This window comes from Bifidobacterium sp. ESL1130, assembly GCF_058507935.1.
Genome location: NZ_CP196379.1, coordinates 1,815,939 through 1,834,055, shown reverse-complemented (window position 1 = coordinate 1,834,055; position 18,117 = coordinate 1,815,939). Strand labels below are relative to the sequence as shown.

Annotated in this window: 15 protein-coding genes; 13 read left to right on the top strand and 2 right to left on the bottom strand. The window is 58.0% G+C overall.

Translation table 11 applies throughout. The features are described from left to right. Positions 1-90 precede the first annotated feature (90 nt). Entirely contained in the window at positions 91-723 is a 633-nt protein-coding gene (locus tag ACSYSO_RS07285; RefSeq protein ID WP_489760925.1) for a TetR/AcrR family transcriptional regulator, read from the bottom strand. A gap of 208 nt (positions 724-931) precedes the next feature. On the opposite strand from ACSYSO_RS07285, the gene ACSYSO_RS07280 reads away from it, so the two are divergent. From ACSYSO_RS07280 to ACSYSO_RS07250, 7 genes are all read left to right on the top strand, one after another. Next, positions 932-2,164 (top strand): ABC transporter permease, encoded by a 1,233-nt coding sequence (locus tag ACSYSO_RS07280; protein WP_489760926.1) that lies wholly within the window; start codon positions 932-934, stop codon positions 2,162-2,164. A gap of 292 nt (positions 2,165-2,456) precedes the next feature. Then, entirely contained in the window at positions 2,457-3,992 is a 1,536-nt protein-coding gene (gene zwf / locus ACSYSO_RS07275; protein ID WP_489760927.1) for a glucose-6-phosphate dehydrogenase, read from the top strand. After that, entirely contained in the window at positions 3,989-4,930 is a 942-nt protein-coding gene (locus ACSYSO_RS07270; RefSeq protein ID WP_489760928.1) for a glucose-6-phosphate dehydrogenase assembly protein OpcA, read from the top strand. Before zwf ends, ACSYSO_RS07270 begins: the two co-directional genes overlap by 4 nt. Positions 4,931-4,980: 50 nt before the next feature. Continuing rightward, positions 4,981-5,922 (top strand): 6-phosphogluconolactonase, encoded by a 942-nt coding sequence (locus ACSYSO_RS07265; RefSeq protein WP_489760929.1) that lies wholly within the window; start codon positions 4,981-4,983, stop codon positions 5,920-5,922. Between the two features lie 174 nt (positions 5,923-6,096). Then, entirely contained in the window at positions 6,097-6,816 is a 720-nt protein-coding gene (locus ACSYSO_RS07260) for a hypothetical protein (protein ID WP_489760930.1), read from the top strand. Between the two features lie 225 nt (positions 6,817-7,041). Next, complete coding sequence (gene rpsO, locus ACSYSO_RS07255; protein ID WP_489760931.1) at positions 7,042-7,311, top strand: 30S ribosomal protein S15; 270 nt, start codon at positions 7,042-7,044, stop codon at positions 7,309-7,311. 247 nt (positions 7,312-7,558) lie between these two features. Then, positions 7,559-10,264 carry a polyribonucleotide nucleotidyltransferase gene (locus ACSYSO_RS07250; protein WP_489760949.1) on the top strand — a complete coding sequence of 902 codons (2,706 nt, stop codon included), beginning with the start codon at positions 7,559-7,561 and terminating at the stop codon, positions 10,262-10,264. A 1,128-nt stretch (positions 10,265-11,392) separates the two neighbouring features. Here ACSYSO_RS07250 and ACSYSO_RS07245 read toward each other — a convergent pair. Beyond that, positions 11,393-11,746: a hypothetical protein gene (locus ACSYSO_RS07245; protein WP_489760933.1), complete on the bottom strand. Its 354-nt coding sequence runs from the start codon at positions 11,744-11,746 to the stop codon at positions 11,393-11,395. A gap of 172 nt (positions 11,747-11,918) precedes the next feature. Here ACSYSO_RS07245 and ACSYSO_RS07240 point away from each other — a divergent pair, with 172 nt between their 5' ends. The 6 genes from ACSYSO_RS07240 to ACSYSO_RS07215 all read left to right on the top strand — a co-directional run bounded on the left by ACSYSO_RS07240 (position 11,919) and on the right by ACSYSO_RS07215 (position 18,009). Beyond that, positions 11,919-12,788, top strand: coding sequence for an aldo/keto reductase (locus ACSYSO_RS07240; protein WP_489760934.1), 870 nt, complete (start codon positions 11,919-11,921; stop codon positions 12,786-12,788). Beyond that, positions 12,785-13,804 carry a purine nucleoside phosphorylase YfiH/LACC1 family protein gene (locus ACSYSO_RS07235; RefSeq protein WP_491701733.1) on the top strand — a complete coding sequence of 340 codons (1,020 nt, stop codon included), beginning with the start codon at positions 12,785-12,787 and terminating at the stop codon, positions 13,802-13,804. The genes ACSYSO_RS07240 and ACSYSO_RS07235 overlap by 4 nt, the downstream gene beginning before the upstream one ends. 3 nt (positions 13,805-13,807) lie before the next feature. Then, complete coding sequence (locus ACSYSO_RS07230; RefSeq protein ID WP_489760936.1) at positions 13,808-14,512, top strand: pyroglutamyl-peptidase I; 705 nt, start codon at positions 13,808-13,810, stop codon at positions 14,510-14,512. Positions 14,513-14,712: 200 nt separating this feature from the next. Further along, on the top strand, positions 14,713-16,104 hold the full coding sequence (locus ACSYSO_RS07225) for a cell division protein (protein WP_489760937.1): 1,392 nt from the start codon (positions 14,713-14,715) through the stop codon (positions 16,102-16,104). Between the two features lie 27 nt (positions 16,105-16,131). Beyond that, a complete protein-coding gene (locus tag ACSYSO_RS07220) occupies positions 16,132-17,271 on the top strand; it encodes a 3-deoxy-7-phosphoheptulonate synthase (RefSeq protein ID WP_489760938.1) in 1,140 nt (379 codons plus the stop codon). Positions 17,272-17,316: 45 nt separating this feature from the next. Continuing rightward, complete coding sequence (locus tag ACSYSO_RS07215) at positions 17,317-18,009, top strand: 5'-methylthioadenosine/adenosylhomocysteine nucleosidase (protein ID WP_489760939.1); 693 nt, start codon at positions 17,317-17,319, stop codon at positions 18,007-18,009. The last annotated feature ends 108 nt before the right edge of the window (positions 18,010-18,117 follow it).

Here is an 18,117-nt window from a genome sequence, read left to right as displayed (position 1 = left end):
GAGTGTGGCAATAAAAATGGGGTCGGACACGCACAATGTGGCGTGTCCGACCCCACATTGTTTCTATGGATACGTGTGGGTTTCTCGCGGTTAATCGCAGTAGGGTTCGTTCCAAAAACCGCGCAGATGCCCGTCATGTTGCCGGCTCTGCTGCAATCGGTCGAAAACGGCATTGATGGTGGGTGCCATGGTGGCGAACGACATGGTGGCCGGCTCGTCCACATTGCGGCGGATGAGCGACAACAGGCCGCCCAACACAAATTCGATGGTGGTGTGTGTTTCAGTGTCGTCATCTTCAAAACTGATGCCGAGCATGGTCATCAGAGTAATGCGAAGAAATGTGCGTAATGCGGTTGCTAGGCGCATGGTGCTGTGTGAACTCGCCAACAGATTGATACGGTTGAGTTGGTGTTGCATACCTGGGTGTTCTATGGCTTTCTCGAATTTGAGGCGCGGTGTGCCATCGCTGTCATCAATGAATTCTTGTGTCAGCGCCAACGTTTTAATCTGGTCGATGACGTGTGCGATCGATGCGTCCGCCAAGTTCTGCAGATTGTCGAAATAATGGTAGAACGAGGTTTTGCTCACACCTGCCTGCGCAAGCACATCCTGCAGTTTTATGTCTGCGTATGGTTTGTCCGCCAGCAGCGTCCAGAAAGCATCCTCGAGCGCGATTTCCACGCTGGGCTGAGCGGTAGATACTCGCTTGGCGGAATGCGACACAGATTACCTTTCGTTAAAAATCGTTGATATTTCAATGATTCTGTGATGAACAAAATCCAGTGTATGACTTTTTATGGCGTTTCGTCAATTGTTGCCTCTGCGCGAGTCAAATATCGTGTCCTCTTGCGAAAAGAGCAGTTGGCGCAAAGCCTGTGAATCTCTGCTCGGCAGTGCAATACATTGATCAGTAAATTATAAGAGAGGCAACGTGTCGCAAACAGCGAACATAACGGATACCAAACGTACATCAGGGGGCAAGGGCTCCCTTATCGGCGGACTGATGCCGCTGATTTTCATCCTGTTCATGGCCTTCGGCATGACGTTGATGTTCTACCCGATGATGCACATGAAAATCGAGGGACTGCCTGTGGCGGTGGTCTCCTATGACGCTGGCGCGCAGAGCCCCCAAGGCAAGCTGAACGCCGGTGCGCAGATGTCTGAAAAGCTTATTGAGAGCGGTAAGCAGGCGCATGCTGCGATGGTATGGAGCAAACTTGACAGCAAAGCTGCGGCAGATAAGGCGATTGCCGATCACAGCTATTACGCCGTGCTGAGCATTCCCAAGGATTTCTCGGCCAAGACGCTCGCAGCCAAGCAGGCGCAGGCACAAGCCCAAGCTCAGGGCGCATCGAGCGCTGCGGCGCAGCCCCAGCAGGGTGCCAAGCAGCAGGCCGCCGGCCCCTCGGTCGATGTGACCGTGGACAACGGCAAGAGCCCGATGGCTGCCACGATCATCCAGTCCGCGCTGCCGCAGGCCATGCAGCAGTCCGGCATCACCGCGAACGTCAAGACCATCAACACCGGCACTCCCAGCAAAGACGGCGGCTTCAACTCAGCGATGATCGGTCAGAATGCCATCATTATCCCCGTCTATGTCTTCTCCATGCTCGGCGGCATGCTCACCGCCACCGTGTTCTCTCGCAAGAAGGTCTTCTCGAAGGGGGCGAGCTGGAAGAAGATGTTCACGCAGCTGCGTAACATCGTGGTGCTGTCTCTCATCGTTGCGCTCGTCATGGAGCTTATTCAGCGAGTGCTGACCGGCAATTGGATGAACGCCGCAGCCATCCCGTTCTTCTGGCTCTCCAGCTTCGCCGTCATGTCGATCGTGCTCTCCTTGGGCAACATCACACCGATGCTTGGCCAGTTCTCGGCCATGCTCATCATGTTCTGTGGTGTCAGCTCGGCCATGTTCCCACCCGAGATGCTGCCTGAATTCTGGCACAAGTGGCTCTACCCGTGGGTGCCTCACCACTTCATCGGTGATGGCTACCGTGCCATCAACTTCGATGGTGATGGCTTCTGGAACACCGGAACCGGCCCGATGTGCATCTTCCTGATTATCGGTCTGGTGCTCTTCGTGCTCGTCGGCCTGCTCAATGCGCACAAGGCTGAGAAGGCCGGCAAGGCCGAGGCTGACGCGTCTGTTGAAGCACAGGCGTGAGTCGGTTCGTCCAATGCGGACGGCGTAGGAGATATGGCTGTACGGTTGCGCGCGTAGGCGCGTAGCGGTGCAGGCAACTGTGGTGGCGGTGACCTCTATTGCTGGGGTTGCCGCCACCGTTTGTTTGGATGGGGCGGTCGAATCTCATGCTGCTATAGGTTCTGCCCGTTCAATGAAATCGTATGTACCGCGCGGCATTGCAAGCCTTACATGTGATGTGAGCGTGATAACACCGTATCGTATATCGCCCAAAGCGATACCTTGCGGCCTGCAAGACGCTAAACTGGAGACCATGACTGAACAATCTTGGGTAAACCCCTTGCGAGACCCTCGCGACCTGCGCCTGCCGCGCATCGCCGGCCCCTGCAGTGTGGTGATTTTTGGCGTCACTGGTGACTTGGCGCGCAAGAAGCTGCTCCCCGCCATCTACGATCTCGCCAATCGCGGCCTGCTCTCCTCGAGTTTCGGCCTCACCGGTTTCGGGCGTCGCGACTGGAGCAACGAGGAATTCGCTGAATTTGTGAAGGACGCCGTCAAAGAGCGCTGCCGCACACCTTTCCGCGAGTCAACGTGGGTGAACTTGGCCAAGGGCATCCGCTTCGTGCAGGGCACGTTTGACGATGCCGAGGCTTTCGAACGGTTGAGCCAGACGGTGAAGGAACTCGATCGCGACCGCGGCACGCGTGGCAACCACGCCTTCTACATGTCCGTTCCGCCTAGCGCCTTCCCCAAGGTCTCCAAGCAGCTGGCTGATTCCGGTCTGGCCAAGTCCAGCGAAGATGCCTGGCGCAGGGTCATCATCGAGAAGCCGTTCGGCCACGATTTGGAAAGCGCCAAGGAACTCGACCGTGTGGTCTCCGAGGTCTTCGACCCCAGTTCCGTCTTCCGTATCGACCACTACCTGGGCAAGGAAACCGTGCAGAACCTGTTGGCGCTTCGCTTCGCCAACTCCATGTATGAGCCCATCTGGAACTCCAACTACGTGGATCATGTGCAGATCACCATGGCCGAGGACATCGGCATCGGCGGTCGTGCGGGCTATTACGACGGCATCGGCGCCGCTCGTGACGTCATTCAGAACCACCTGTTGCAGCTGATGGCTCTCACTGCCATGGAGGAGCCGGTGAGCTTCTCGGCCAGCGACTTGACCGCGGAGAAGAAGAAGGTGCTTTCCGCTGTTCGTCTGCCCAAGGATCTGGGTGCGCACACTGCTCGCGGCCAGTACTCTGCCGGTTGGCAGGGCTCTCTGGAAGTGCCTGGATACCTGGACGAAAAGGGCATCGATCCCAAGAGCATTACCGAGACTTACGCTGCCATCAGGCTCGATGTGGACACCCGCCGCTGGGCCGGCGTACCGTTCTACCTGCGTACCGGCAAGCGTTTGGGTAAGCGCGTCACCGAGATCGCCGTGGTCTTCAAGCGCGCTCCGCATCTGCCGTTCGAGCAGACTTCCGTGCGCGAGCTCGGCAACAACGCCATCGTCATTCGTGTGCAGCCCAACGAGGGTGTCACCATTCGTTTCGGAGCCAAGGAACCAGGCGCTGCCAGCATGGAAGTGCGTGACGTTTCCATGGACTTCAGCTACGGCCGTTCTTTCACCGAGAATTCTCCTGAAGCTTACGAGCGCCTGATTCTTGACGTACTGCTCGGCGACCCGCCGCTGTTCCCCACCACCGACGAGGTGAACTTGAGCTGGAAGATTCTGGACCCGATCGAGCAGTACTGGGCGACGCTCGATCAGCCGCAGCCTTACCGGGCCGGCACTTGGGGGCCGAAGGAAGCCGATGATATGCTGGCGCGCGACGGCCGCCATTGGAGGATGCCATGATTATCACAATGCCGAACACCAACACCGGCGCCATCGCCCGCAAAATCGACGAACTGCACGCCGAGCGCGGTGAGGCCGCCAACGACCGCGTGCTCACCCTGCTTATTTCCACGGCCCAGTCTGACCTCGAACAGGCGCTCGAAGTGGCCAATGCAGTGAGTCGAGAACACCCCTGCCGCGTCATCGCCATCGTTCCCGACGCTTCTGCAGAAGCCGACAGCGTTGCAGATAGCACAGAGAGCCAGGCTACCGATTTAGATGCCGAAGTGCGTTTCGGCGCTGATGCCGGTGCTGGTGAGGTTATTATCCTGCGCCCGCGCCGTGGGCTGATTAATCATGCCGATACGCTGGTCATCCCGCTGCTCGTGCCCGATATTCCCATTGTTACGTGGTGGCCGACTAATCCGCCGGCCAATCCGTCTGAGGACCCGCTCGGTGCCATGTCAGCCACGCGCATCACCGATGCGCTACGTGCAGACGATACCGATGTGACGTTTGCTCAGCTGCAACGCAACTGGGGGCCGAATGACATTGACTTGTCTTGGACGCGTCTGACCATTTGGCGTGCCATGCTGGCCACCATGATTGACCAGCCCCCGCATCTGCCAGTCACGGCTGTCAAAGTGACTGGGCAGTCGGATTACCTGCCGGTACCGATGCTGGCAACTTGGCTCGAGCAGAGCTTGAATGTTCCGGTTGAGGTTGAGACCAGTGCGGATGCCACTGCTGTCACCGGCGTATATCTGACGCGCGAAGACGGTGTGATTTCCCTGGAACGCCATAGCCAAAGCGAGGCGGTTATCAGCCAGCCGGGGCAGAACCCGCAGCCGGTCGCGATGCCGTTGCGCACGTTGGAGGACTGCATGAGCGAGGAACTGCGCCGCATCGACCCGGACGAGATCTATGCCGAAGTGGTGAAGCGCGATCTGAAGCGCTGAGCTGCTGATGTTGGGCCGTTGCGGCTTGAGTGTAAACGAGAGGAACGATTATGAGCGAACGTACCCTGATGGTGTACCGGGATGCGAGCACCGTCGCCGAGGCGGTGGCTCAGCGCACGCTGCTGGCCATATTGGAAGGTACCAGCGAGCGGGCAGGGAGTGGTGCCGGCACCGCCGAAGTCTTGACGCGCAAGCGTTTTGACGTGGGTCTGACCGGTGGTTCCGATTCTCTCCTTTCGCTGCAATGCATGGCTAGGAATCCCTTGGTGGAGTCCATTGACTGGAGTCACGTGCACTTCTGGTGGGGCGACGACCGGTTCTCCGCTCCCGACAGCGATGACCGTAACTGCCTGCAGGCGCGTCATGCGTTCCTCGATTCATTGGTGGAACGCGGTCTGCTGCCGGAAGAAAATATCCACGAGATGGCTGCCGACACCCGTACCGCAGCGCAGGTGGCTGCTGCCAGTGACGAAGAAAACGATCGTCTGCTGGCTGCTGCGGCTGCGGCATATGAGCGGGAATTGATTGCTCAACTTGGTGGGGATTTCCTGGCTTCTCATGGCGCTGTCGATGCTGTGGACGATGGTCTTGACGACCCCACCCCGGCTGCCCAGGTGGAGCTTTCCCCCCAGGATGCTGCCCAGGCATTGGCAACGATCAAGCCGCTTGATGTGCTAGTTCTTGGCATGGGTCCCGACGGTCATTTTGGTTCGCTGTTTCCCGGGCACGATGAAATCAACGTTACCGATCGTCTGGCGGTCGGTGTCTCGCATTCCCCGAAAATGCCACCGCTGCGTGTCTCGCTCACCGCACCCTTCATGGCTCGTTCGTATGCCACATGGATGATGACCAAAGGTGAGGGCAAAGCGGCCGCCACAGCCGGGGTGTTCGGCAAACGCAACAACCCCGAGTTCCCCTCGAGTTTTGCCGATGGTCAGCACGAACTCATCTGGTTCACTACGCCAGATACGTTGACCCGGCTGGAGCGCTGACGTTCCGGAATGTGGCTGAGGGTGCCTGCCGACTGCGGTGGGCACCCTTGTGTATTCCGGTGTGCCTGCACGGTTTTGGAACACTGATCGTTCCATAGTTGTGCCGGTCTCTGCTCCTGCCTGGCCCGGTGACTCTGCCGCGCGTTAGGGTAGAGGGACAAAGTGAGGTGAATGATGGCAAAGGCAACGGACGAGACCGCAGGTGAGGCAATCCAGAAGGACGACCAGCGCAACGCCAATCAGGTCGTGGAGATCGTGCACGGCAAGGTGGCAGCGGTTCCGGTCTCCAAGCATCCCGTGGCCACCATTCCTGAGACCGATCTCTCGTGGGCTGATATTCAACGCCGTCGTGCCAACCCTTGGGCGTGGGCTGTGTACGTGGTGATGGTATTGCTTGCCATTGTGGTGCCCTACTGGTTGGGGCGTAATCTTGCGGTGAACCATACCGCAGGCGTGCTGCGCTTGATGAGTCCGTTCTCGGCACAGGGTATGGCGCTGATGTCCTGGACGGTTACGGTGGTGGCGTTCGCCTGCCTGGCATTGGCCATCGTGGAGTCGCACACGTGGGTGTGGCGCATTCTCTTCGCCGTGGCGTTGGCCGCAGTGCAGCTGGTGAGCGGGGTATCGCTGTTGAAATTCAACTTCTGGTATTCCACGCGCGTGGTCTACGGTGACGCGGCTTTATTACCCAATGCCGTTAACCTTGGGGTCATCGCCGCGCTCGCGGCTATAGCGGTTTATGCCGTCCTGTTTGTGGGGCTGCTGGTTGCCATCCGCAAAGATTCTCCGCTTAACGTGTTGACGCGCAGCTGGGCCTCGTTTATCTTGTTCTTTGTGCTTGAGGCTGTGGCACTGCTTATTGTGCTGTTTACCGGTATTCCTTCAGTGGGCTGATTCTTGGGTTCCTGGGTTTCTGGCTTCTTGGGTTCCGGGATGCGGATGGTCGAGGATTTCTATGTGAAGTCGGCTCTTGTTAACGGTGTTTAGACTGTTGTGAATTGTGCTGGCGTTTCTCTATGCCTTTCGCTAGTATGAGTGGTCTGGCGTGATTTCGCCCGCGGAATCAGAGCGCTTCTGGCATCGGGCCAGGGGCACCGCGCAGCAACAAAGGAGGATGCCGTGGCACTTACGGCTGAAGAGAAGCAGAACATTATTTCCGAATATGCGACGCACGAAGGTGACACCGGTTCCCCCGAGGTTCAGGTTGCGCTGCTCACCAAGCGTATCGCGGATTTGACCGAGCACTTGAAGATGCACCAGCATGATCACCACTCCCGTCGTGGTCTGCTGCTCATGGTCGGCGATCGTCGCCGTCTGCTGGACTACCTGAAGCGCGTTGACATCAACCGCTACCGCTCGCTTATCGAGCGTCTTGGTCTGCGTCGATAGCTGATATGCGCCCGAGCCCTTGTGCTCGGGCGTTTTGCATCGGTGGGGAAGCGGTCCGCACGCTGGAATCGTTCGGCTCCAAGGTGAGAGCCGGGGCTATAACTGAATGTGTACAGGTAACTGAAGCTGAGAAGTGAAGAACGGCATACGGAGCGACGTTTGCATATGCGGCAGGTGCCGCGGTCGGTTCGCTGCAATGGACATTTTGAAGTCTGTAGGATACAAGGAACAAACAAAGGAGGAGCCCGTGGAGGGTCCCGAGATTAAGGCTGTAGAAGCCGTTATTGACAATGGAACATTCGGCAAGCGCACGCTGCGCTTTGAGACGGGTCGCTTGGCCCAGCAGGCTGACGGCGCCGTGGCTGCCTACCTGGACGATGATTCGATGGTGCTGTCCACCACCACCGCCGGCTCCAGCCCGAAGGAAAACTACGATTTCTTCCCCCTCACGGTTGATGTGGAAGAGAAGATGTACGCTGCGGGCAAGATTCCCGGGTCGTTCTTCCGTCGTGAAGGCCGCCCCTCGTCCGAGGCCATCCTGGCATGCCGCATCATCGATCGTCCGCTGCGTCCGCTGTTCCCGCACACGCTGCGCAACGAGGTGCAGGTTGTTGAGACCGTGTTGTCCTGCAACCCGGAAGATACCTACGACATGATTGCCCTGAACGCGGCCTCCGCTTCCACTATGATTTCCGGACTGCCGTTCGACGGCCCGGTCTCTGGTGTGCGCCTGGCGCTTATCGACGACCAGTGGGTCGCCTTCCCGCGCTGGAGTGAGCGTGAGCGCGCTGTCTTCGAGATCGTGGTGGCCGGTCGTGTCGTTGACAACGGCGACGTGGCTATCGCCATGATTGAGGCCGGTGCCGGCAAGAACGCTTGGACGCTCATCTATGATGAGGGTCAGACCAAGCCGGACGAGGAAGTTGTGGCCGGTGGTCTCGAGGCTGCCAAGCCCTTCATCAAGGCTATTTGCGAGGCGCAGAACGAGCTCAAGGAGCAGGCTGCGAAGAAGACTCGCGAGTTCCAGCTCTTCCCGGAGTACACCGAGGATCTGTACAACTGCATCGACCAGATCGCGCACGCCGATCTCAATGAGGCGCTCTCCATCGCCGAGAAGCTGCCCCGACAGGATCGCATCCACGAGATCAAAGAAGGCGTCCGTACCAAACTGGCCAACGAGTTCACTGATATGGACGAGGCAGAGAAGGACAAGGAACTGGGCAATGCGTTCAAGGAACTGCAGCGCCAGATTGTTCGCCGTCGCATCCTCACCGAGGACTTCCGTATCGATGGCCGCGGCCTGAGCGACATTCGTACGCTTTCCGCAGAGGTCGGTGTAGTGCCTCGCGTCCACGGTTCTGCGCTCTTCCAGCGTGGTGAGACTCAGATTCTCGGCGTTACCACGCTCGGCATGCTCAAGATGGAGCAGACCATCGATGCCATCTCCGGACCTGCCACCAAGCGTTACATGCACAACTACGAGATGCCGCCGTATTCGACCGGTGAGACCGGACGTGTCGGTTCCCCCAAGCGTCGCGAGATTGGCCACGGTGCGTTGGCTGAGAAGGCTCTGACTCCGGTGCTGCCAAGCCGTGAGGACTTCCCGTACGCCATTCGTCAGGTCTCTGAGGCCATTGGTTCCAACGGTTCCACTTCCATGGGCTCGGTCTGCGCCTCCACGCTGTCGCTGCTGTCCGCAGGCGTGCCGCTCAAGGCTCCTGTGGCGGGCATTGCTATGGGCTTGGTGTCCGGAGATGTGGATGGAGAGCATGTCTACAAGACACTCACCGACATTTTGGGCGCCGAGGACGCGTTCGGTGACATGGACTTTAAGGTGGCGGGCACATCCGAGTTCATCACCGCGCTTCAGCTCGACACCAAGCTCGATGGCATTCCTGCCGACGTGCTGGCATCTGCGCTGCAGCAGGCCAAGGAAGCGCGCGCCACCATCCTCGACGTGCTTGAGGATTGCATTGACGCTCCGGCTGAGCTGAGTGAGAACGCTCCGCACATCATCACCACCTCCGTCCCGGTGGACAAGATTGGCGAAGTCATCGGACCCAAGGGCAAGATGATCAACCAGATTCAGGAGGACACCGGTGCCTCGGTCACCATCGAGGACGACGGCACTGTCTACATCTCCTCCGAGGGCGGCACTGGTGCCGAAGACGCCAAGGCCACCATCGACGCCATCGCCAACCCGCATGTGCCGGAAGTCGGTGAGACGTTCAGCGGCAAGGTAGTCAAGACCACGAGCTTCGGCGCGTTCGTCAACCTGACCCCGGGCACCGATGGCCTGTTGCACATCACTCAGATCCGTAACCTCACCGATGGCGAGCGTATCGATGCGGTCGAGGACGTGCTGTCCGAAGGCGATCAGGTTGAGGTCGTGGTGCAGAGCATCGACGAGCGCGGCAAGATTTCTTTGGCGATTCCCGGCTTCGAAGAGCAGCAGGATTTGCGCAATGAGCGTCGTCGTGATGACCGTGACGATCGTCGTGGCGGACGCCGCGAAGGTGGACGTGAAGGCGGGCGTGGATATCACGACCGCGAGCGTGGCCATGGTTATGAAGAGCGTCGTCGTGATGACCGTGACGATCGCGATGATCGTGATTTTGATGATCGTCCTCGCCGTCGTCGTGATGACCAGGATGATCGTGGTGAGCGTGATGACCGTCGCCGCGATTCCCGCCGCCGTGACCGTGATGATCGCGCAAGCCGTGATGATCGTGATTTTGATGATCGTCCTCGCCGCAGTGAAGGTCGTTATTCCGATCGTCGTGGCGGTGGCCGTCGTGATGGTGGACGTGGCGGCTACCGTGGTCGTCGTGACGACCGTAATCCGCGCTACGCATCTGATGATCACTATGATGAGTACCGTGCCGAGCGCACGGAACGCTCCGAGCGTCCTCGCCGCCGTGTGGTGCGCGACTTCGATCCGTACGAGGACTGACATGTTGCGCTGACACGCCTACAGGCGTGTCAGCCATGTCATCTTCTCCAGCCGTGTCACCTCCCTGCCATGCCACCTTGAGTGGCCTGTCACCTCCAACTGTGTCACCTTGACGCGGCATCAAGCAGATTGCAGATGGAGGAGTTACGGAGAGTGAACGCGTCGCAGCAACTACTCCAGTGAGTAATTCGTCTGGCGCCGAGATGACGGCAGATATATAACAACAGGGGTGCAGCCCACGCTGCCCCCTGTTCGTGTTCATGCAGATGACCTTGTGTTGACTTGCCTCATGTTGACAATCTTGTGCAGACGGCCTTGTGCAGACAACCCTACGTTGCTGGTCTTGTATGTCTGGTTCTGCGTTTACTGACTTTGTGTGCACTGACTTCGTCTTGACTGGTCTTGTGTTTGCTGTTCTTGTACTGACTGACTTTGTGCGCACTGATCTTGCATTGACTGACTTCGTGCTTACCGGTCTTGTATTGACTGGTCTTGTGCTCACTGATTTGTGTCGGCTGGCTTTGGTGCTCATAGCGTTGGATGGTCGACTTACGTCGCTTCAGTCGTTGCTGAGTTGTGAGTGACGTTTCTGTTGCGCGAGACGGCGACGTCGCATCATTTCCGTCTCTGATGGGCTGCAAGCGACGTTTTTGTTGCGTTAGGTAGCGGTTATTGCATCGTTTCGGTCGTTGAGAGCTTGTCGGTGACGGTTTTGTTGCGGCAGGTTTTGCGTGTGCATCGTTTCCGTTGATGATATCTTCTGAGCGACGTTTTTGTTGCGTGAGAGGGTGGCGTCGCATCATTTCCGTCTCTGACATGCTGTCAACGACGTTTTTGTTGCGTTAGGTAGCGTCATCGCATTATTTCCGTCTTTGCCGGGTTGTAGGCGACGGTTTTGTTGCGTTGGATGGTGGTATTGCGTTGTTTCCGTCTCTGACGGGCTGCAAGCGACGGTTTTGCTGCGTTAGGTAGTGGTTATTGCATCATTTCGGTCGTTGAGAGCTTGTCAGCGACGGTTTTGTTGCGGCAGGTTGTGCGTGTGCATCATTTTCGTCGATGGTATCTTCTGAGTGACGTTTCTGTTGTGTGAGAGGGTGGCGTCGCATCGTTTCCGTCTCTGATGGGTTGTCAGTGACGTTTTTGTTGCGTGAGACAGTAGCGTCGCATCATTTCCGTCTCTGACGTGCTGCCAGTGACGTTTTTGTTGCGTTGGATGGTGGTATCGCGTCGTTCCCGTCGTTGATGAGCTGTCAGCGTCGTTTTTGTTGCGTTGGGCAGCGGTGTCGCATCGTCCCCGAAGTCACGCTCGGCAAGTGACGTTTGCGTTACGCGGTTGCCGCCATATCGTGAGTAAACATCAATCAATGTGGACGAATAGACGCCGATTTGACACGCCGCTGTGCTGCGCCTCGTTTCCGCTGCACTGCGCGGCTTTTCCGTTGCGCTGTGCCTCGTTCCCACCGTGCCGCTCTTCTTTCCCACGAGTTGCTTGGACAGCAACGTTTGTTGACCGCGCGCTTACTTGGGGACAATGACAATGAATGCCCGGCAAGCAATGTGTTGATGTGGAACGAAAATCCAGTGCGCTTTCTACGCTGGAATCAGGATTATCGCGGCACCTGTCGCGTGCGGATGAAGAAACGGATGGGACATCATGGTGATGCACAGAAATCTGGGAACGGTAGATACCACAGCCATTGGCTTGGGAGAGATGCCGCTGACCATCGAGAACAATCTTGGTGAGGCTAAAGGCATTGAAACCATTCACGCAGCGCTTGACGCCGGGTGCCGTCATATTGATACTGCTTGGGCGTACTACTGTTCTGGTGGTGAGGAGCAGGCCGGCGAGAAGCTGGTGCGTCGTGCTATGGAGACGTGGGACGGTCCGCGCGGTGAAGTCACCATAGCCACCAAAGTCGGGCATTATCGCACGTTTGATGAGGCCGGAACCCCCATTTGGAAGGTCGATGGTCGCCCTGAGCGTTTGATTGAACATGCGAAGCAGTCGGCTCTGGCGCTCGGTGTCGACGCCATCGATCTGCTGTACTTCCACCGTCCCGACCCCTCGGTTCCGTACAACGAGTCCATCGAAGCCATCAATCAGCTGGTCGATGAAGGCGTGGCCAAGCAGGCGGGCATATCCAATGCTTCCGTCGAGCAGATTGATATTGCTCGGGGCATTTTGGGTGAACGTTTGGTGGCGGTGCAGAACCAGTTCTCACCTTCCTTCCAAGACACTCGCGATACGTTGGATTACACGGCCGGCAAGGGTATTGCATTTGTGGCGTGGAGTCCGTTGGGTGGATACCGCAAGACCAAGGATGAGAGCAAATATGATGTGTTCCGTGAGGTTGGCGAAGCCCATGGTGTGAGCTACCAGCAGGTGGTGTTGGCATGGGAGCTTGCGCTCGGTGACCACATGTTCGTCATTCCTGGCGCGCACCGTCCCGAGACGATTCTTGACAGTCTCCATGCCGGCGACTTGGCGTTGAGCCAGGACGAGATGGCGAAGTTGGGTGCATGAGCGATATGACGCAAACAGTACATGCAGGTGACAACGCGGCAGACGGGCGTGAGTTCGACGAGGCGATCATGGACAGCAACGCCATCAGCCCGGTGGATAAAGCCGGCAATCCCATCCCGGTTACCATTCCGATCGCCTTGGCGCCCGGCATCACAGCGGTGTATACGACCAGGCTTGGGGGAGTCAGTGAGGGTGATTGGGCCTCATGCAATCTCGGCGGCAAAGTCGGTGACGATGCCGTTGCGGTGACTCGGAATCGTGAGGCTTTGTCTCAGGCGCTTGGCATGCCGATCTCTTTGGTGAACCAAGTGCATTCCGGTGAGGCGGTTGACGTAGACGAGCTTGGTATCGACACCATTGGTACGATGGCTGAGGGCGGTGTTCTGAGCCTGAGAGTTGATGCCGATGCACAGGTGAGTTCTCGCAGTGGTGTGGCATTGGGCATGTTCGCTGCGGACTGCTTGCCGGTACTGTTGGCAGATCCGCAAACAGGCGTCATCGCCGCCGCGCATTGCGGTCGCCGCGGCTTACAGGCTGGTGTGCTGCGGCACACGGTAGAACTCATGGAAACCAAGGGTGCCAGCCCGGAGCGCATCGTGGTCACACTCGGCCCGAGCATCTGTGCCGATTGCTATGAGGTGGGCGATGAGATTGCCGACGAGTTCGATGCGCAGTTCCCCGGTACGTTCAGCCTGACTCGTTTCGGCGGACCGGGTATCAATATTTCCGCTGCTGCGTTGCAGGAGTTGCGCCAAGCCGGCGTGCCTGCCGACAATGTGGTTTCTTCGCTGCCTCGCGTAGCTGCCGCCGCGCAATATTTGGCAGAAGATCCGGAACTGGAAGGGTTGTGTGCCACGGATGGTGAGGGTGATGCCAGTCTGCACAAGCGAGTGCAGTCCGTTCGCGAGGGCATGTGCACTGTGGAGAACCCGTTGTGGTACTCGCACCGTCGGGCGGCCTTGGCTCACAAACCTCATGAGGGCCGTATGCTGGCACTCATCATGAGGGAAGGATAAAACATGACGCGAATCAACGTGGTGATTTCGGGATTTGACCCCTACGAGGGCGTTGAGGACAACCCGTCACGCATTGTCATTGAGCGGCTTGCTGAGCAAGGAGTCAGCGCCGACGGAAGTGACGATGTGCTGCATGGCGTTGATTTCGCGCTTACCTCGGTGTTGCTGCCGGTGAGTTTTGAGCGGGCATGGCCCGAGCTGAAGCGCACGCTGGACGAGGTGCACCCGGACATTGTGGTGGCGACTGGCCTCAAACGCACCGCCCGTGGCATTCTGCTCGAGCGGTGCGCCACCAATATGGTGGATGTGGTCCAGGCGGGTGCTGCTTCCGTCTCGTCTGACCTCGCCGAGGTGCGCGACCGCTCCGCTGACCGGCAACCTATCGATGCCAGTGGTCCAGCCGCTTTGTGGACGCGCCTGCCGTTGCGCTCCATACTCCACGATTTTGGCGAGCATGGTATTGCTTCGGCGCTGAGCTCGGATGCTGGTACGTTTGTGTGTAATACGCTGTTCTACCATCTCATGAACTGGACGGCTTTGCGTCCGCGTGTGCTTTCCGGGTTCGTCAGCCTGCCTGTCATCTCCCAGCATGAGTTGGACGCCATGGGTTTGACTGTCGAACAGCAGGTCGCCGCATGCCGGGACGTGGTGCTGGATACGGCACGATACTATCTCGAGCCCACATCGGCTGATATTCTGCTTGCCTGATTTTCAAGCATCAGAGTGGCTTTGACCTTTCTCGAGGTGCAAGGAACCATTGGGCAACGAGGATGAGTACGAAATATATTGTCAAAATTTTGTGTGCGGAGCGAGTTTTTTGGTCGTCCGTGCATTAGAATTGAAAACAACGATAATCGGTGTGCGTGCTCGGCGGTTGTGAGCCCGGCTTTCCAATGAAAGGAACCAATATGGTGGATCAGTTCCCAATTGTCATGCGAGGTTACGATAAGGCTAAGGTGGACGAGGCGCTTGCCGCAGCTCAAGATACCGTAAACCGATTGCGGGAACAGGTTAGTTCAAGCGATGAGACGATTCTGCGCTTGCAGGCCAAGTTGCAGGAAGAGAAAAACAACGTCAAGAAAGCGTCGAAGGGCGGTTCCTTCGCCTCCTTGGGTGCCAATGCGCAGCAGGTGCTCGCTTCGGCCGAACAAACCAGTGCCGAGTTGGTGAACCGTGCCAAGCAGGACGCCGCAAGCACTCGTGCGGCCGCTCAGTCCCAAGTGCAGACGCTCATCAACAACGCCAAACTTGACTCGCAGCACATCATTGACGAGGCCAATGCCAAAGCCGCCACGATTCTCGCCAAAGCCAAAACCGAGTCGGATTCCATCTCCACCAGCGCCAAGGAGGATGCTGCCAGGCTGCGTGACGAAACCGCAAAGGCGGTCACTGAGCAACGAGACACCGCCGCTATCGAGGTGCGTAACTCCCGAGAAGAGCACGATAAGCGTCTTGCATCCGAGAAGGCAAAGCACGAGCGAGAGATGTCCGATTTGAAGGCCAAGACCACCGAAGAGGTCGCCACACTGCGCAAGGACGCCAACGACGAAATCGCCAAGCTCAAAAGTGATGCCAGCGACCAGATCGAGGCCGCCATTGAGGAAGCCAACAAGAAGTTGGCCAGCGCTCGCGATCAAGTCTCTCGTATGACGTCTACTGCCCAGCGCAAAGCCGGTGAGATTACCGACGAGGCGCAGTCCAAAGCACAGGAGATTACCGACAAAGCTCAGGTCGAGGCCACCAAGACCAAAGCGCAGGTCAATGCCGAGGTGGAGCAGATTCGTGCTGATATCTCCGCCCAGCAGGACGATGCCACCAAGAAGGTGACCGAACTGCTCCAGCAGCTTGAAGAGCGCCGTGCTGCCGCCAAGGCTGAGGCTGACGGCCTGGTTTCCAAGGCCAAGGATGTGCGTGACGAAGCGGATGCCTATGCACTTTCCAAGCGCAAGGGTGCTGATGCGGAAGCGTCGAAGATTGTGGAGCAGGCCGGCGACGACGCACAAAAGAAGATCGATGAGCGTCGTGCTGCCGCTAAGGAGGAGCTGGATAGTCTTGACGCTCGCATCGCACAGATGCAGAACCGTGAGGCTGATATCACCAAGCGGGTCACGGAACTCAAGTCCATGTTCGCCAACGCCTTCTCAGGGTTCAACTTTGATTTGGAAAGCAAGCCCGAAACGAGTCCAGCACAGCCTGCGCAAGCCGAGCCGGAGCAGAGTGAGGAAGCCGCAGGGCTTGCAGCGTTGAGTGCTGCAGCGAACCAGGCGAATGCCGAGGCTGCACAGGATTCCGAGCAGTAAGCCGAATAAGAAAGAAAGTCAAATCGCATGGCTGACACAGCACCGGGCAGCAGGAACAATAATGAAACTCGCTGGGAAGACCAGATGGGCATGAGCCGAATCATCAATCGGAGGGTTTTTGAGCTTGAACCGCTGCCCACTCCGGCTGAGGTGCTGTCGAGTTACCCCCTCAGTGAGCAGTCCCAGGCGTTGGTGGCGAGTTCTCGTGATGAGATTTGCGCATGCCTGCGTGGAGAAGACGACCGGTTGCTTGTGGTAGTGGGGCCATGCTCGGTGCATGACCCCGAAGCCGCCCTCGACTATGCGCGTCGTCTTTCAGCACTGAACGGCGAGCTGAAGGACCGTTTGCTCATTGTTATGCGGGCGTACTTTGAGAAGCCACGCACCACCGTGGGCTGGAAAGGGCTGATTAACGACCCCGATATCGACGGCAGCTACCACATCGTAAAAGGTTTGCTCTTGGCGCGGCAGACCATACTGGGTGTGCTGGGTGCTGGGCTACCAGCCGCCACAGAGTTCCTGGAGCCTACCAGCCCTCAGTACATCTCTGATGCAGTGAGCTGGGGTGCCATCGGCGCGCGCAACACCGGTTCCCAAGTGCACCGGCAATTGGCCAGTGGCCTATCCATGCCGGTCGGTTTCAAAAACGCCACTGACGGTTCGGTGAAAGTGGCTGTTGACAGCTGCTTCACTGCGGCTCGTCGGCAGACATTCTTCGGCATCGACCACAATGGGCGTGCCAGTGCCGTGGAGACGCTGGGCAACCCGGACTGCCATGTGGTGTTGCGCGGTTCGAGTACCGGCCCTAACTATGATGCTGATTCGGTACGTCAAGCCATGGAGATTGTGCGTTCGCAGATGCCTGAAGATTGTGCGGCCTCACGAGGTCTGGTCATTGACTGTTCGCATGGCAACTCCGGCAAGGACGAAGAACGTCAGGCGCAGGTGGTCGAAGAACTGACTGAGCGTATCGCACACGGCGAGCCGGGCATTACCGGTTTGATGATGGAAAGCTTCATCGAAGGCGGTAATCAAGAGCCTGCACCGTTGAGCGAATTGGAATACGGCAAGTCTATTACGGACCGTTGTATCTCGTGGGAGCGCACCGAAGAACTACTGCGTGGCCTTGCCAGCGCGGTAACGTCTCGTCGCACGCGCCAGGAGTAGGGCTATTCTCACTTATCCATCAACCATCAACTCGAGAGGAATCTCATGAAGACCATCGCCATCATCGGAGCCATGGAAGAAGAAGTAGCCCACATTGCCAAGTCACTTGACGATGTTCGCCACGTCAAGGCCGCCAGTCTCGACATGCTCTCAGGTACCATCACCAACCGTGAAGGCGAACCTGTGCGGGTAGCGGCCACGGTCGGTGGCATGGGCTTGGTGAATGCCGCGGCTACCACTCAATGCCTTGTCGACACGTTTAGCCCCGAAGCGGTCATCTTCACCGGCATTGCCGGATCGCTCAACAAGAGCATGCATATCAACGATGTGGTGCTCGGTGGCACGCTGCGGTACTTGGATTCTGATATGCGCCTGATCGCTCAGTGGGAGCCGGTGACCGAGGAATTCCACAGCGACCAGCACCTGCTGGACGTGGCTCAGGACGCTCTGAACGATATGGGCATCCACCACATGGTCGGCACTATTGCCTCGGGCAATTACTTTGTCGATACTCCGCAGAAGATTGCTGCGGTCATCGAGGAGACCCAGGCGGATGCTGTGGAGATGGAAGGCGCTGCCGTGGCGCATGTGGCGGTGCGTAACGGTGTGCCGGTGCTGGTGGTACGTGCCTTGTCTGACAATGCAGACACTGATTATGAGGAATTCAAGGAGTTTGACATCTCCGAGTACGCCGATACGGCGGCCAAGTTGGCGGTCGATATCGTCACTCGCCTCTAGCTAAGTTCCGACCGAAGTCGCACTATTCTCGGCGTGTCGCGGCTTTCGGAGCGCGTGCCCAGCCCGACCGACACCTGTTTGGTCGCGCTGGGCTATGTGTTTTGAGAC

Bases quoted from the DNA above. Each gene is read 5' to 3' on its own strand.
- zwf (WP_489760927.1), top strand. From the start codon at position 2,457: ATGACTGAACAATCTTGGGTAAACCCCTTGCGAGACCCTCGCGACCTG.
- ACSYSO_RS07270 (WP_489760928.1), top strand. From the start codon at position 3,989: ATGATTATCACAATGCCGAACACCAACACCGGCGCCATCGCCCGCAAA.
- ACSYSO_RS07265 (WP_489760929.1), top strand. From the start codon at position 4,981: ATGAGCGAACGTACCCTGATGGTGTACCGGGATGCGAGCACCGTCGCC.
- ACSYSO_RS07260 (WP_489760930.1), top strand. From the start codon at position 6,097: ATGGCAAAGGCAACGGACGAGACCGCAGGTGAGGCAATCCAGAAGGAC.
- ACSYSO_RS07240 (WP_489760934.1), top strand. From the start codon at position 11,919: ATGGTGATGCACAGAAATCTGGGAACGGTAGATACCACAGCCATTGGC.
- ACSYSO_RS07235 (WP_491701733.1), top strand. From the start codon at position 12,785: ATGAGCGATATGACGCAAACAGTACATGCAGGTGACAACGCGGCAGAC.
- ACSYSO_RS07230 (WP_489760936.1), top strand. From the start codon at position 13,808: ATGACGCGAATCAACGTGGTGATTTCGGGATTTGACCCCTACGAGGGC.
- ACSYSO_RS07225 (WP_489760937.1), top strand. From the start codon at position 14,713: ATGGTGGATCAGTTCCCAATTGTCATGCGAGGTTACGATAAGGCTAAG.
- ACSYSO_RS07220 (WP_489760938.1), top strand. From the start codon at position 16,132: ATGGCTGACACAGCACCGGGCAGCAGGAACAATAATGAAACTCGCTGG.
- ACSYSO_RS07215 (WP_489760939.1), top strand. From the start codon at position 17,317: ATGAAGACCATCGCCATCATCGGAGCCATGGAAGAAGAAGTAGCCCAC.